Origin of the sequence: Streptomyces sp. NPDC048182, assembly GCF_043202555.1 — a bacterium.
Taxonomy (GTDB): Bacteria; Actinomycetota; Actinomycetes; order Streptomycetales; family Streptomycetaceae; genus Streptomyces.
On sequence record NZ_JBIDAQ010000020.1, the window covers coordinates 43,187 to 56,738 of the forward strand.

At 73.3% G+C, this 13,552-nt stretch carries 13 protein-coding genes; 6 read left to right on the plus strand and 7 right to left on the minus strand.

What is annotated here, in order from left to right; all coding sequences use genetic code 11:
- The first annotated feature begins 118 nt into the window (after positions 1 to 118).
- Positions 119 to 1,342, plus strand: coding sequence for an MFS transporter (locus ACGFZL_RS29770; protein ID WP_393696377.1), 1,224 nt, complete (start codon positions 119 to 121; stop codon positions 1,340 to 1,342).
- A gap of 26 nt (positions 1,343 to 1,368) precedes the next feature.
- Here ACGFZL_RS29770 and ACGFZL_RS29775 read toward each other — a convergent pair whose 3' ends face one another.
- Positions 1,369 to 1,977 carry a suppressor of fused domain protein gene (locus ACGFZL_RS29775; RefSeq protein ID WP_355169426.1) on the minus strand — a complete coding sequence of 203 codons (609 nt, stop codon included), beginning with the start codon at positions 1,975 to 1,977 and terminating at the stop codon, positions 1,369 to 1,371.
- A gap of 517 nt (positions 1,978 to 2,494) precedes the next feature.
- Between ACGFZL_RS29775 and ACGFZL_RS29780 the strand changes: the two genes are divergently transcribed.
- Together ACGFZL_RS29780 and ACGFZL_RS29785 are read left to right on the plus strand one after the other, a co-directional pair.
- Positions 2,495 to 3,613 carry a magnesium and cobalt transport protein CorA gene (locus ACGFZL_RS29780; RefSeq protein ID WP_393696379.1) on the plus strand — a complete coding sequence of 373 codons (1,119 nt, stop codon included), beginning with the start codon at positions 2,495 to 2,497 and terminating at the stop codon, positions 3,611 to 3,613.
- A 39-nt stretch (positions 3,614 to 3,652) separates the two neighbouring features.
- Positions 3,653 to 4,168 carry a hypothetical protein gene (locus ACGFZL_RS29785; RefSeq protein WP_393696381.1) on the plus strand — a complete coding sequence of 172 codons (516 nt, stop codon included), beginning with the start codon at positions 3,653 to 3,655 and terminating at the stop codon, positions 4,166 to 4,168.
- A gap of 5 nt (positions 4,169 to 4,173) precedes the next feature.
- On the opposite strand, the gene ACGFZL_RS29790 is transcribed toward ACGFZL_RS29785, so the two are convergent.
- Complete coding sequence (locus ACGFZL_RS29790; protein ID WP_393696383.1) at positions 4,174 to 4,902, minus strand: hypothetical protein; 729 nt, start codon at positions 4,900 to 4,902, stop codon at positions 4,174 to 4,176.
- A 450-nt stretch (positions 4,903 to 5,352) separates the two neighbouring features.
- Between ACGFZL_RS29790 and ACGFZL_RS29795 the strand changes: the two genes are divergently transcribed.
- The 3 genes from ACGFZL_RS29795 to ACGFZL_RS29805 are packed head-to-tail and all read left to right on the plus strand — an operon-like array spanning position 5,353 to position 8,417.
- Positions 5,353 to 6,645 (plus strand): magnesium transporter MgtE N-terminal domain-containing protein, encoded by a 1,293-nt coding sequence (locus tag ACGFZL_RS29795; RefSeq protein WP_355169420.1) that lies wholly within the window; start codon positions 5,353 to 5,355, stop codon positions 6,643 to 6,645.
- Positions 6,635 to 7,240, plus strand: coding sequence for a DUF1003 domain-containing protein (locus ACGFZL_RS29800; RefSeq protein ID WP_393696385.1), 606 nt, complete (start codon positions 6,635 to 6,637; stop codon positions 7,238 to 7,240). The genes ACGFZL_RS29795 and ACGFZL_RS29800 overlap by 11 nt, the downstream gene beginning before the upstream one ends.
- A gap of 43 nt (positions 7,241 to 7,283) precedes the next feature.
- Complete coding sequence (locus ACGFZL_RS29805; RefSeq protein WP_355169416.1) at positions 7,284 to 8,417, plus strand: Mrp/NBP35 family ATP-binding protein; 1,134 nt, start codon at positions 7,284 to 7,286, stop codon at positions 8,415 to 8,417.
- Between the two features lie 86 nt (positions 8,418 to 8,503).
- Here the strand turns inward: ACGFZL_RS29805 and ACGFZL_RS29810 are convergent, their stop codons facing one another.
- The 5 genes from ACGFZL_RS29810 to sigE all read right to left on the minus strand — a co-directional run bounded on the left by ACGFZL_RS29810 (position 8,504) and on the right by sigE (position 13,347).
- Positions 8,504 to 9,175, minus strand: coding sequence for a hypothetical protein (locus ACGFZL_RS29810; RefSeq protein WP_355169414.1), 672 nt, complete (start codon positions 9,173 to 9,175; stop codon positions 8,504 to 8,506).
- A 124-nt stretch (positions 9,176 to 9,299) separates the two neighbouring features.
- On the minus strand, positions 9,300 to 9,740 hold the full coding sequence (locus tag ACGFZL_RS29815) for a sec-independent translocase (protein ID WP_393696388.1): 441 nt from the start codon (positions 9,738 to 9,740) through the stop codon (positions 9,300 to 9,302).
- A gap of 133 nt (positions 9,741 to 9,873) precedes the next feature.
- The gene (locus tag ACGFZL_RS29820; RefSeq protein WP_393696390.1) at positions 9,874 to 11,751 is read right to left on the minus strand and encodes a trypsin-like peptidase domain-containing protein; all 1,878 of its coding nucleotides are present in this window, start codon (positions 11,749 to 11,751) and stop codon (positions 9,874 to 9,876) included.
- A 73-nt stretch (positions 11,752 to 11,824) separates the two neighbouring features.
- Positions 11,825 to 12,679: an anti-sigma factor family protein gene (locus tag ACGFZL_RS29825; protein ID WP_393696392.1), complete on the minus strand. Its 855-nt coding sequence runs from the start codon at positions 12,677 to 12,679 to the stop codon at positions 11,825 to 11,827.
- Positions 12,676 to 13,347, minus strand: coding sequence for an RNA polymerase sigma factor SigE (gene sigE / locus ACGFZL_RS29830; protein ID WP_355169407.1), 672 nt, complete (start codon positions 13,345 to 13,347; stop codon positions 12,676 to 12,678). Before sigE ends, ACGFZL_RS29825 begins: the two co-directional genes overlap by 4 nt.
- Positions 13,348 to 13,552: the final 205 nt, after the last annotated feature.

Below are 13,552 nucleotides of genomic sequence, written 5' to 3' on the forward strand. Positions count from 1 at the left end.
CCATCCGGCGCCCACCCGGCCGAACACCCGGCAAAGTAGGTGTAACTTGCATTAATTAGCGTAGCTAACTTACTATGTGCATACACCAATCAACATTTCGGTCCGGATTGGAGCAACCATGGACCCCTTCGACGCGGGTGCGGGCGGCATCCTGCGCCAGCCCAAGGCCGTGTGGGCGACCGCCGGCGCGTCCGTCGTCGCCTTCATGGGCATCGGCCTCGTCGACCCGATCCTGCCGTCCATCGCCAAGGGCCTGGACGCCAGCGCCGGGCAGGTCTCCCTGCTGTTCACCTCGTACTTCCTGATCACCGCGCTCGCGATGCTGGTCACCGGCTTCGTCTCCAGCCGCATCGGCGGCAAGAAGACGCTGCTGCTCGGCCTCGCCCTCGTGGTGGTCTTCGCCGGGCTCGCGGGCACCTCCGACACGGTCGGCCAGCTCGTCGGCTACCGGGCGGGCTGGGGCCTCGGCAACGCGCTGTTCGTCTCCACCGCCCTCGCCGTCATCGTCGGCGCGGCGGCCGGCGGCAGCGCCGCGGCGATCCTGCTCTACGAGTCGGCCCTCGGCCTCGGCATGGCCTGCGGCCCGCTGGTCGGCGCCCTGCTCGGCGACGCCAGCTGGCGCTACCCGTTCTTCGGGACGGCCTTCCTGATGGCGATCGGCTTCCTGTGCATCTCGGTGCTCCTGAAGGAGCAGCCGAAGCCCGCCCGCAAGACCTCGCTGCTCGACCCGCTCAAGGCCCTCGGCCACGGCGGCCTGGCCTCGGCGGCGGTCTCGGCGTTCTTCTACAACTACACGTTCTTCACGGTGCTGGCCTTCACGCCGTTCGTGCTGAACATGAGCCCGTACAAGTCGGGGGCGGTGTTCTTCGCCTGGGGCGTGCTCCTCGCCGTCTTCTCCGTGCTCGTCGCGCCGCGCGTGCAGGCCCGGTTCGGCTCGCTGAAGGTGCTCGGCGGCTCGCTGGTGCTGCTCGCCGTCGACGTCGTGGTGCTCGGGTACGGCAGCCACACGGCGGCCATCGTGTGCACCATCCTGTCCGGCGCCTTCATCGGCGTGAACAACACCGTCTACACCGAGCTGGCTCTCGGCGTCTCCGACGCGCCGCGCCCGGTGGCCAGCGCCGGCTACAACTTCGTGCGCTGGTTCGCGGCGGCCGCGGCGCCGTACTTCGCGCCGAAGATCGAGGAGTGGACCGACATCCACATCCCGTTCGTGGTGGCGGGGATCACCGCCCTGCTGGGCGCCGCCGTGGTCGTCGTACGGCGCCGGGCGCTCACCCACGAGGCGGAGGAGCTGGAGCCGGCGCACGCGACCGAGGACTCGGTCACGGTGTTCGCCAACTGAGCTTCCGTGCGGGGCTCTTGAGCCTCTCAGTCCAGCGGCACGGACCTGCGGGCGGGATCCCGCAGGTCCGTGCCGTGCGTCAGCCAGCGCTCCTGGAGGGCGCCCGCGCCGTGCACCCGCTTCCAGGCGGCCTCGTTCCCGGTCATCGGCAGCAGCGGCAGGAAGCGCACGGGGTCCAGCGGCGCGTCCAGCTCCAGGTCCTCGACCAGGCCCCCGGGCTCGCCGACCAGCACCGAGGTGAACGGCGCGCCGGGCCACAGCGGTTCGCCGGTGTCCAGGGAGGCGCCCGGGGCCACGACGACGCCCTCGACCTGCGGGGAGGCGGCCAGCACGGCGAGCGGGCGCAGCACCTTGTCGGTGTCGGCGCGGCCGGCGCGCACGGAGAGGACCAGCTCCGCGCGGGGGCCCGCGACCGGGTCGGCGAGCAGGGCGGCCGGGTCGGCCATGGGCTGCGCGGACATGCCGAGGGTGGCATAGCGCACGACGTCGCCCTCCGGGCCCGCAGCGGCTTCGGCGCCGGGGAAGCGCAGCACCTCGATGCGGTCGGTGCCGAGGAAGGTGACCGCGGCGCGCGCGTCCGGCTCGCCCAGCGCGGAGCGCAACCGGGCCTCGACCAGGGGGAGAACATCAGCCATGCGGCGAGCATAGAACTCGTAGGGAAGCGGCAAAGCGGCGCCTTGACACGTCGGGTGACTGGTACTCTGAGCCAGCGCTTCGGGGCAGCACGCAGTGCGTCGCCATCTCGCCCCGACGCCATGGAAACTCCCCATCGGGGAACCCCTTCAAACAGGGGAATGGACGTCCCTCACGAGGGACCGGCCGGAGGAGGTGGGGCTGGCATGGACCGAAGTCGACCGTGCAGTACCACCCGCTCTTCCGGCCGCTGACGCAGCCGCTCCGGCATCGCGCCGCCGCCGCTCACCGTCTCCGCCGCGCCATCACAGGGAAGAGCGTTTCATCCCGTTTTGCCTGCCTGATCCCCTCGATCAGCTCCGCCTGATCCCCTCGATCAGCAGCGAGGCCGGCCACCGCGACGGAGCGGTGCCCCCCGCTTTGTGGACGCGCCGAGACGCGCGGTCTGGACGTCCTCATTCCGGGTGGTTCCACCCGTCGCCGACGCTGCTTTGCTGCCCGTCGCGAAGGAGCCCCGCCATGTCGATGATCCGAGACCTGCGCGCCGCGGTCCGCCCCTCCCGGGCCGTCTCCCTGCGCAAGGACACCGGCGCCTACGACACCACCCGCGACCCGGCGAGCGTGACCGCGGTGGTCGACTGCGCCGTCTACCGGGACGGCAGCCGCGTGGAGACCCCCGTGCCGCTCGGCCCGCACGAGGCGATGCGTCTTGTACGCCGCGACGGCGGCTTCGTCTGGATCGGGCTGCACGAGCCGACCGAGGACGAGTTCGCCGGGATCGCCCGGGAGTTCGGGCTGCACCCGCTGGCCGTGGAGGACGCCGTGCAGGCGCACCAGCGGCCCAAGCTGGAGCGCTACGACGACTCGCTGTTCACCGTCTTCAAGACCATCCACTACGTCGACCACGACCGGCTCACCGCCAACAGCGAGGTCGTGGAGACCGGCGAGGTGATGTGCTTCACCGGACGGGACTTCTTCATCACCGTCCGGCACGGCGGCCAGGGCTCGCTGCGCGCGCTGCGCCGCCGCCTCCAGGAGGACCCGGAGCTGCTGCGCCGGGGCCCCTCGGCGGTGCTGCACGGCATCGCCGACCATGTGGTCGACGGCTACATCGCGGTCGCCGACGCGGTGCAGGACGACATCGACGAGGTCGAGACCGAGGTGTTCTCGCCGGGGCGCAAGGGCACCCCGCGCGGCACCGACGCCGGGCGGATCTACCAGCTCAAGCGCGAGGTCCTCGAGTTCAAGCGGGCGGTGTCGCCGCTGCTGCGGCCCATGCAGCTGCTGAGCGAGCGGCCGATGCGCCTCGTGGACCCCGACATCCAGAAGTACTTCCGCGACGTCGCCGACCACCTGGCCCGGGTGCAGGAGCAGGTCGTCGGCTTCGACGAGCTGCTCAACTCCATCCTCCAGGCCAACCTCGCGCAGGCGTCCGTCGCGCAGAACGAGGACATGCGCAAGATCACCTCCTGGGCGGCGATCGTCGCGGTGCCGACGATGGTGTGCGGGGTGTACGGGATGAACTTCGAGCACATGCCGGAGCTGCACTGGCGGTACGGATACCCGCTGGTCCTGGGCGTCACGGTGGTCATCTGCCTCGGCATCCACCGCACCCTCAAGCGCAACGGGTGGCTGTGAGCGGCGTCGGTAGGCTGACCGCATGACAAGGCTGACCGCATGACACGCGAGCGGGATCTGCTGGACCGGGCCCTCGTCGAGGAGGCCACCAAGAAGTCCGGCCTGATCTGGGTCAGGGGGCCCGAGGGGCCGGCCCGCGCGCTGTGGCACGTCTGGCACGAGGGCGCGGCCTGCCTGGTCGGCGACGGGCCCGGCGAGCAGCCGCTGCCCGGCCTCGCCGACGGGGCGGCGGCCGAGGTGACCGTGCGCAGCAAGGACAAGGGCGGCCGGCTGGTCTCCTGGGCGGCCCGGGTGGCGGAGCTGCCCGCCGGCTCCGAGCCCTGGCAGGCGGCCGTCGCCGACCTCAAGGGCAAGCGGCTCAACGCCCCGGACGGCGAGGCGATGACCGAACGCTGGGCGCGCGAGTGCCGGGTGCTGCGGCTCGAGCCGACGGGGGCGCTGGCGGCGCTGCCGGACGGGGCGCTGGCCGAGCCGCCGGTGCCGTCGCCGGCGACGACCCGGCGGGCGGCTCCGGCGGGGCTGCCACGGCTGCTGTTCCGGCGGCGCCGTAAGTGACCGGCCTATGACGTCGGGAGCTGGCCGCCGTAGTCGAGGGTGTCGTCCTTCGGGGGCTGCGCGAGGGTGAAGTCCTTGTTCCAGTCCGAGAAGCCGATCGTGCCGGCGCTGCCCGCCCGCTCCAGGCGCAGCGGGTAGGGGGTGCCCTCCAGGGAGACGTCCAGGGAGCCGCCGGCGCCTTCGTCACCGGTGATCCGGACGGTGCGGACGCCCGCCTGCTCGTGCCGGCCGTCGGTCGTCACCGCGCCGTGCAGGGTGAGCAGCGAGCCGAGGAGGGTGTCCTTGTCGGTGAAGCCGCTGAAGCGCTGGTACGCCGGGTCGCCCTTGGGCACCTTCACGTACTTGCCGGCCAGCTTCCCGGCCGCCGCGTCGTCGCCGTGGCTGTCGTGGCTCCAGAAGCCGGCGTCGGCCTTGAGGAAGAGCTGCTCGCCGACGCGGAGCACCTGGAAGGTGGTGCCCTCGGCGGCCACGGAGCCGGAGCCGCCGTCCGACTTGAGGCGCATGTCGAGGGTGTAGCGGTTGTCGCCGGCGGCCACGGTGCCGTGCAGGCGGACCGTCTGCGCGGCTTCGGCGGCGGTGCGGGACCTGGTCTGGATCTTCTCCGGGGTGAGCTTGCCGACTCCGTTGGTGCCCGCGTCCGGGTCGTCGCCGCCGCATGCCGTGAGCGTTGCCGTCGCGGCCAGGATGCATGCCGCGGTGGCTGCGCGCAGGGGGCGCCGGTGGTTCACAGACACGGAGCGGTTGCCTCTTTCCGAGGGGGAGGGGTGGCTGAGCGCAGCGTACCGGTGCCTGCGGCGCTTGAGGTGGGGGGCGCCGTGGGGTGCGGAGTGTGGTCCGGGTGCGGGAGCGTCGTGACTGGTCGCGCAGTTCCCCGCGCCCCTGAGGCCGTCCGTTCCGCGGGTCGCCGGTCGGCTTGCGGTGCGTCGTGGTGGGGCGCGCCCGCGCGGCGGAGCCGCAGACCGGCACAGCCCCGCGCCCCTGAGGCCGTCCGTTCCGCGGGTCGCCGGTCGGCTTGCGGTGCGTCGCGGTCGGGCGCGCCCACGCGGCGGAGCCGCAGACCGGCACAGTCGCGGTGGACGGGCTAGCCTGAAGGCCGTTCGCTCGGGCAATGCGGGTAGGGACACGGTATGGAACGGCACCGGTGAGCTGGCCGGTGCGAACGCTCAGGAAAAGGAGCCGCGGCCATGGCAGCGGGCGCCCCCCGGATCTTCGTCTCGCATCTCTCCGGCATCGCCGTCTTCGACCCGGCCGGTGACCAGGTGGGGCGGGTGCGGGACCTCGTCGTCATGCTGCGCGTCGGGCGCAAGCCGCCCCGGGTGCTCGGCCTGGTGGTGGAGCTGTCGACGCGGCGGCGGATCTTCCTGCCGATGACCCGGGTGACCGGCATCGACTCCGGGCAGGTGATCACCACCGGCGTGCTCAACGTGCGGCGGTTCGAGCAGCGGCCCACCGAGCGGCTGGTCTTCGGGGAGCTGCTCGACCGGCGCGTCACGCTCACCGAGACCGGCGAGGAGGCCACCGTGCTCGACCTGGCCGTGCAGCAGCTGCCGGCCCGCCGGGACTGGGAGGTCGACAAGGTCTTCGTGCGCAAGGGCCGCAAGGGCGGTGCCTTCCGGCGCAGCAAGGGCGAGGCGCTGACCGTGGAGTGGTCGGCGGTGACCGGGTTCTCGCTGGAGGAGCACGGGCAGGGCGCGGAGAACCTGCTGGCCACCTTCGAGCAGCTGCGCCCCGCCGACCTCGCCAACGTGCTGCACCATCTGTCCGCCAAGCGCCGCGCCGAGGTCGCCGCCGCCCTGGACGACGACCGGCTGGCCGATGTCCTGGAGGAGCTGCCGGAGGACGACCAGATCGAGATCCTCGGCAAGCTCAAGGAGGAGCGCGCCGCGGACGTCCTGGAGGCCATGGACCCCGACGACGCCGCCGACCTGCTCGGCGAGCTGCCCGAGGAGGACAAGGAGCGCCTGCTGAGCCTGATGGAGCCCGCCGACGCGGCCGACATGCGCCGGCTGATGGCGTACGAGGAGCACACCGCGGGCGGGCTGATGACCACCGAGCCGATCGTGCTGCGCCCGGACGCCACCGTCGCCGACGCCCTGGCCCGGGTCCGCAACCGCGACCTCTCCCCCGCGCACGCCGCCCAGGTGTACGTCTGCCGGCCGCCCGAGGAGACGCCGACCGGCAAGTACCTGGGCACGGTGCACTTCCAGCGGCTGCTGCGCGACCCCCCGTACACCCTGGTCGGCTCGATCCTGGACGACGACCTCCAGCCACTCAGCCCCAGCGCCCAGCTGCCGGTGATCGCCGGGTTCTTCGCCACGTACGACATGGTCGCGGCGCCCGTCGTGGACGACTCCGGGTCGCTGCTCGGCGCGATCACCGTCGACGACGTCCTGGACCACCTGCTGCCCGACGACTGGCGGGAGACCGAGTACCACCTGGAAGAGGCCGGCGAGGAGGTGCGCACCGATGGCGCCTGAGCGCGAGTCGACGCAGGGCCGCGAGCGCGCCTCGGCGGGGTCGAGCGCCGCCTCCCGGCCGCCGCGCACCCGCCTCGACCAGCCGCGCCCGCCGCGCCGCCGCATCCTGCCGGAGTGGGACCCGGAGGCGTTCGGGCGGCTCTCGGAGCGCATCGCGCGCTTCCTGGGCACCGGGCGGTTCATCGTCTGGATGACGGTCGTCATCATCCTGTGGGTGGTGTGGAACATCGCCGCCCCGGGCGGGATGCGCTTCGACACGTACCCGTTCATCTTCCTGACCCTGATGCTGTCCCTCCAGGCCTCCTACGCCGCCCCGCTGATCCTGCTCGCGCAGAACCGGCAGGACGACCGGGACCGGGTCAACCTGGAGCAGGACCGCAAGCAGAACGAGCGGTCCATCGCCGACACCGAGTACCTGACCCGCGAGATCGCCTCCTTGCGGATCGGGCTCGGCGAGGTGGCGACCCGGGACTGGATCCGCTCGGAGCTGCAGGACATGCTCAAGGAGCTGGAGGAGCGGCGCGACGGCCACCGCCCGGAGGGTGGGGTATTCCCGGCGGATCGGCCCGCGGGGCGTGACGTACCCGACCGGTGACGGGCTTTCCGCGGCGTCGGTGCGGCGCCGTACCATCGTCTCTATGGCTACGGAAGACGCGGTGCGCGAGGCGCTGTCGACGGTGAACGATCCCGAGATCAACCGTCCCATCACCGAACTGGGGATGGTCAAGTCGGTCGGGATCGGCGCGGACGGGGCCGTCGCGGTCGCGGTGTACCTGACGGTCTCCGGATGCCCGATGCGCGACACCATCACGCAGCGCGTGACCGACGCGGTCTCCCGGGTGGAGGGCGTCACGCGGGTCGACGTCGAGCTGGACGTGATGAGCGACGAGCAGCGCAAGGAGCTGGCCGCGGCGCTGCGCGGCGGGCAGACCGAGCGCGAGGTGCCCTTCGCCAAGCCGGGCAGCCTGACCCGGGTGTACGCGGTGGCCTCCGGCAAGGGCGGCGTCGGCAAGTCCTCGGTGACGGTGAACCTGGCGGCGGCGATGGCGGCCGACGGCCTCAAGGTCGGCGTCGTCGACGCGGACATCTACGGCCACTCGGTGCCCCGGATGCTGGGCGCCGACGGGCGGCCCACCCAGGTCGAGAACATGATCATGCCGCCGTCGGCCAACGGCGTGAAGGTCATCTCCATCGGGATGTTCACCCCGGGCAACGCGCCGGTCGTCTGGCGCGGCCCGATGCTGCACCGCGCACTCCAGCAGTTCCTGGCGGACGTGTACTGGGGCGACCTGGACGTCCTGCTGCTCGACCTGCCGCCCGGCACCGGCGACATCGCCATCTCCGTGGCCCAGCTGGTGCCGAACGCGGAGATCCTGGTCGTCACCACCCCGCAGCAGGCGGCGGCCGAGGTGGCCGAGCGGGCCGGCGCGATCGCCGTGCAGACCCATCAGAAGATCGTCGGCGTGGTCGAGAACATGGCGGGGCTGCCGTGCCCGCACTGCGGCGAGATGGTCGACGTCTTCGGCACCGGCGGCGGCCAGACCGTCGCCGACGGTCTGACCCGCACCACCGGCGCCACCGTGCCGGTGCTCGGCTCGATCCCGATCGACGTGCGGCTGCGCGAGGGCGGCGACGACGGCCGGCCCGTGGTGCTGTCCGACCCGGGGTCCCCGGCGGGCGCGGCCCTGCGCTCCATCGCGGGCAAGCTGGGCGGGCGCCAGCGGGGCCTGTCGGGGCTGTCGCTGGGGATCACCCCGCGCAACAAGTTCTGACCCGTTCCGACAGGTTCTGAGCCGTCCTACGGGGAAGGGGGCGCCGTCCGGCCGGACGGCGCCCCCTTCACGTGTGCCGCGGCCGGTCAGGCGTAGGCGGCGATGTCCTTGACCACGGCGAAGGCGAGGCCGTAGGCGCTCATGCCGCGGCCGTACGCGCCCAGGTGGACGCCCTGCGCGGTGGAGCCGGCGAGGATCCAGCCGAACTCCGACTCGCGGTAGTGGAAGGCCGTCGGGACGCCGTCCACGGGCAGGGACAGGGTCGTCCAGTCCTCGCCGTCGAGGTCGTCGGCGAGGACCCACGCGGTCTCGGTCTGCTGGTCCAGCCAGTCGTCGCGCAGCGCGTGGTCCATCTGGCCGGGCCAGGTGAAGGACAGCAGCCCGACCCCGGCGAGCCAGGCCGCCGAGGACACCGAGGTGGCCTCCAGGAGGCCGGTGCCGTCGGCGCTGCGCCGGTCGGGGTTGGCGGCGACGGTCACGACGACCGCGAACTTCTCCTTGGCGTCCTGGTCGCCATTGGCCACGTGCTCGTTGCGGACGGACGGCTCGTCGCCGTGCCCGACCGACCCGTGCTCCACGGTCCCGTCGGCCGCCGTGCCGACCTGCATCAGCCAGCGCGGCCCGGTGAACGCCTCGTCCAGGCCGTACCAGGGGAAGGGCGCACGCAGATAGCCGTCGGCCGTACGCCGGGCGGCGGCGCCCCGCTGGTCGTCCGCCGCGGCCGGTGTCTGCTCGACTGCCCGACTCGTCGTCTCCATGTGCCCCGACGCCTCCTCGCTCGGACGGACCCGAACGGCCCGCCCCCCTTCGGGCGCACTCGTCGGCTCCGCGCAACAACTCGGCAGCATAGCCACACCGCCGAGGAGGGGGCGGGAAGGGCGGTCAGGTGGCGTCGGCGTCGAAGGGCGGCGGGGCCTCGTCGGACGGGGGCTCGGGCTTCTTCGTCAGGTCCGCGCGGCCACCACCGGACGACGAGGGCGACGGGGAGGAGCTGCCGGAGTCGCGGCCGTGCACGGCGTCGGTGACCTCGGCCATCTCCTTCTTCAGGTCGAAGCCGTTGCGGATCTCCTTCAGGCCCAGCTCGTCGTTGTCCAACTGCTTGCGCAGGAAGGTGCGGGGGTTCAGGTCCTCGAACTCGAAGTCCTTGAACTCGGGGCCCAGCTCCTCGCGGATGTCGCGCTTGGCGCTGTCGGAGAACTCCCGGATCTTGCGGATGGTGCGGGTGATGTCCTGAATGACCTTGGGCAGCTTGTCCGGACCGAAGACGAGCACGGCGAGGACGACGAGCGTGACCAGCTCGAGTGGTCCTATGTCATTGAACACCTGAAGCTCCTTGGGATGTCCGGGCCGCCCCCACGGTACCCGCCTCCCCCGTCCGACCGATACTGTCCCGTGTCCGCCGAGCGCCCGTATGCGTGGCCTTTCCGGATTGTTTGCCTTGCTGACCCCTTGTCCGTCAGCTTCCTGCCGAGGAGCCGAGGACCAGTGAGACCTTCGTCTCCTTGCCGCCCCGGGTCAGGGTCAGCTCCAGGCGGTCGCCGGGGCGGTGGGACCGGGTCCTGATGATCAGCTCCTCGCCGGAGTGGACGCGGTCGCCGTCGACCCGGGTGATCACGTCCCCGGGGCGCAGCCCGGCCCGGGCGCCGGCGCCGCCGGGCACGACGGCGGGGCCGCCGCTGTTGTCCTTGTCGCCGACGCGGGCGCCGTCGCCCGCGTAGTCCATGTCGAGGTTGATCCCGATGACCGGGTGGGTGGCGCGGCCGGTGTTGATCAGTTCCTCGGCGACGCGCTTGCCCTGGTTGATGGGGATGGCGAAGCCGAGCCCTATCGAGCCGGCCTGGCCGCCGTCCGGGTCCTCACCGTCGCCTCCGCCGCTGCCGCTTCCGGCGGAGCGGATCGCGGAGTTGATGCCGATCGCCCGGCCGCGGGAGTCGAGCAGGGGACCGCCCGAGTTGCCGGGGTTGATCGGCGCGTCGGTCTGGAGGGCGTCGACATAGGACACGTCGCTGCTGTCCTCGCCGCCGGCGGTGATGGGCCGCTGCCGGGCGCTGATGATGCCGGAGGTGACCGTGCCGGCCAGGTCGAAGGGGGCGCCGATGGCGACGACGGGGTCGCCGACGCGGACGTTGTCGGAGTTGCCCAGCGGCAGCGGGGTGAGGCCGCGGACGCCGGTCACCTTCACGACGGCCAGGTCGTAGCCGCTGTCGCGGCCGACGACGGTGGCGGTGGCGGTGTCGCCGCTGTTGAAGGTGACGGTGATGCGGCCCCCCTCGCCGGCCGCCCTCACGACGTGGTTGTTGGTCAGGATGTGGCCCTTGGCGTCCAGCACGAAGCCGGTGCCGGTGCCGGCGGCGTCGCTGCCGCTGACGTGCAGGGTGACCACGCTGGGCAGGGCCCGTCCGGCGATGCCGGCGATGCTGTCCGCGGCGCGGCCCGCCGGTTCCCGGCCGGCCTGGGGCAGGGTGACGGTCGTCCCCACGCCGCCGTTGCGCTCCAGGTGGGCGCCCACCAGGCCGCCGACGGCGCCGGAGGCCAGGGCGATCAGCAGGATGGCGACGATCAGCCCCTTCCGCGCCCGTCTGCGCTCCTGCTTCTGCGTGAGCACGGGCGCCCCGTTCTGCTGGAACGGCCCGGCGGCGACGGCCCAGGGGTCGTAGCGCCCCCACGGATCGACGGCCGGCAGCACGCCCCCGACGGCCGGCGCGTTCACTCCCGCCGGCGGTACGTCCCCGGGCGGCGGCGGTGCGATGCCGGTCCCGCCGGCCGGCGGCGCCGTCGCCGCCGGGTGCTGCACGGGCGGCGCGGGCGCCCAGGGGCCGGGCTCGCCGTAGGGCGGGGTGCTGTAGGGGTCGGGGTCGTGGAGGGGGGTATGGCGGGTGCCGGGGCCGCCGGGGTGGGGGTACGGGCCAGGGGCGGCGCCGTCGACCGGCTGCGCCTCGGGTCCGGGGAGGCCGGCGGGGGTCGGCTCCGGGGCGGCGGACGGGTGCGGGACGGTGCCGGGCTCGGCGGCCGGCCGGGGGCCCGACCCGGTCGGTGTCGCTTCGGGGCGGTGCAGTTCGTAGTCCCCCGTGTCGCGGGCCTGGGGCGACGGGGCCGGGCGGGGCGGCTCCGGGTCGCCCTCCTGCTCCGCTGCCGGGCGGGGCGGTGGTACGTCGTCGGTCGCCCGGGAGAGGTCCGCCGCCGGGCGGGGTCGCTCGGCCTCCGCCGGGCGCGGCAGCGTGAAGTCGCCCTCGGCGGAGGGCTGTTGAGGGGCGGCCAGTTCGAAGTCGCCGTCAGGGGTGTGCGGGCGGGAGCGGTTCCACCACTTCGCCTTCGTGGGCTTGGCCTCGCTCATGTTCTCCCCACAGCCGGCCGCGGTCCGTCATCCCGGATTCAATCAGGTCCGCGGCCCGGCGCGCAGGCCCCGGTCAGGGAGCCTGGCGGAAGGGGGAGGACGCGACGGGGGTCGGCAGTGCCCCGGTCGACCCCGTCCAGGACGGAGGCACCGCCTCCAGCGGCCGTATCAGCGGGGACATCACCGCCGCACCGGCCGTCACCGGCGCGGTCAGCGCGCGCATCGCCTGCTGGCGCAGCCCGGGCAGCAGCGGGGCGGCCGCCTCCGTGGGCGCCGTCGGCACGTCACCGAGGGTCCGCACGCCCTGGACCTGCCCGAGCAGCGGGGCCCCGACGCGCCGGCGCTGGGCCTCCGGGGACGTCGCCGCGCCCGCGCTCGGGCTGCGGGCCGGCGTCACATTGCTGCCGCCGCCCGAGCCGCGCGCCTCCGAGGTGGCGTCCGGCATCCCGGCGGTGACCCCGCCGAGCGCCACGGCGGCCAGCGAGACCGCGCCGGCGGCGGCGAAGGCGAAGCGCAGGCCGCGGGAGGACGGCCGGTCGCTCTCGTGCCGCCCGAGAACCTGCCCGCGCGGCCCGTGACCCGGAGGGGAGGCCGGCACATAGCCGAAGGCGAACCGGTCGTCGCGGCCCGTGTCGAAGACGCCGGAGGGCAGCCCGCCGCCGGAGCCCGGGCCGGGACCGCCGCCGGGCAGGCCCTGGAGCCGGGCCAGGAAGCTCTCGGACGGGGTGGGCGGGGCGGCCTCCGCGAACACGTTCTTCAGCCGGCGCTGGGCATCGACCTCCGTCTTGCACTTGGGGCAGGTCGCCACGTGCGCCAGGACGCGATCACGCGCCTCATGACCGAGCTCTCCGTCCACCAGGGCGGAGAGCCGGTCTCCCAGATGCTGCTCGGCGAGATGTCCCTCGCCCTTCGGACGTGATCCACTCACGCGCTCGCGCCCCCTCCTCCCAGGGCCGGCACCCGGGCCGCGAAGGAGCGCCGCTCGGTGCGCGCCTTGGGCGCGCGGTGCGCGAGGGCCTTGCGCAGCTGGGACCGGCCGCGGTGGATGCGGGAGCGCACCGTGCCGAGCTTGACGCCGAGGGTGGCGGCGATCTCCTCGTACGACAGCCCTTCGATGTCGCACAGCACGACGGCGGCGCGGAACTCGGGGGCCAGGGTGTCGAGGGCCTGCTGGACGTCCGCGTCGAAGTGGGCGTCGTGGAAGAGCTGCTGCGGGGTGGGCTCCCGGCTGGGCAGCCGCTCGGCCGCGTCGTCGCCGAGCGCGTCGAAGCGGATGCGCTGCTTGCGGCGGACCATGTCCAGGAAGAGGTTGGTGGTGATGCGGTGCAGCCAGCCCTCGAAGGTGCCCGGTGTGTAGGTCGACAGGGACCGGAAGACGCGGACGAAGACCTCCTGGGTGAGGTCCTCCGCGTCGTGCTGGTTGCCGGTGAGGCGGTACGCGAGGCGGTAGACCCGGCCGCTGTGGGTGCTGACGATCTCCTCCCAGGTGGGCGGAGTCCACGCCGCACCGTCCGCGTCGCCGGTGAAGGTCGCGGTCTGGCCGTGGCCCGCGGCGGGCCCGGCGGCGTGGCTGTGGTCGGCAGCGGTGTCGTTCACAGATTTCGGCCTGACTGCCGATCCGAGGAAGCGCCGCAGCACTCCGCCCCGATCCGCGGGTGCGGCCGCACCTCCCCTGTCGGCTCTGGTGGTGTCCAGTGGAGCCCCTACCATAGCCACCTCGCCCGTTAGCTCCGGATAAGCGGTTTTACGAGAATTTGATCTGGGGCGGCCCGACTCGTCCGCCCTTCCGCCTTCTCGCTCT

What these genes read in the sequence shown, in the direction of transcription:
- ACGFZL_RS29780 (WP_393696379.1), top strand. Translation starts at nt 2,495, where the DNA reads ATGTCGATGATCCGAGACCTGCGCGCCGCGGTCCGCCCCTCCCGGGCC.
- ACGFZL_RS29805 (WP_355169416.1), top strand. Translation starts at nt 7,284, where the DNA reads ATGGCTACGGAAGACGCGGTGCGCGAGGCGCTGTCGACGGTGAACGAT.
- ACGFZL_RS29800 (WP_393696385.1), top strand. Translation starts at nt 6,635, where the DNA reads ATGGCGCCTGAGCGCGAGTCGACGCAGGGCCGCGAGCGCGCCTCGGCG.
- ACGFZL_RS29785 (WP_393696381.1), top strand. Translation starts at nt 3,653, where the DNA reads ATGACACGCGAGCGGGATCTGCTGGACCGGGCCCTCGTCGAGGAGGCC.
- ACGFZL_RS29775 (WP_355169426.1), bottom strand. Translation starts at nt 1,977, where the DNA reads ATGGCTGATGTTCTCCCCCTGGTCGAGGCCCGGTTGCGCTCCGCGCTG.
- ACGFZL_RS29770 (WP_393696377.1), top strand. Translation starts at nt 119, where the DNA reads ATGGACCCCTTCGACGCGGGTGCGGGCGGCATCCTGCGCCAGCCCAAG.
- ACGFZL_RS29810 (WP_355169414.1), bottom strand. Translation starts at nt 9,175, where the DNA reads ATGGAGACGACGAGTCGGGCAGTCGAGCAGACACCGGCCGCGGCGGAC.
- ACGFZL_RS29820 (WP_393696390.1), bottom strand. Translation starts at nt 11,751, where the DNA reads ATGAGCGAGGCCAAGCCCACGAAGGCGAAGTGGTGGAACCGCTCCCGC.
- ACGFZL_RS29795 (WP_355169420.1), top strand. Translation starts at nt 5,353, where the DNA reads ATGGCAGCGGGCGCCCCCCGGATCTTCGTCTCGCATCTCTCCGGCATC.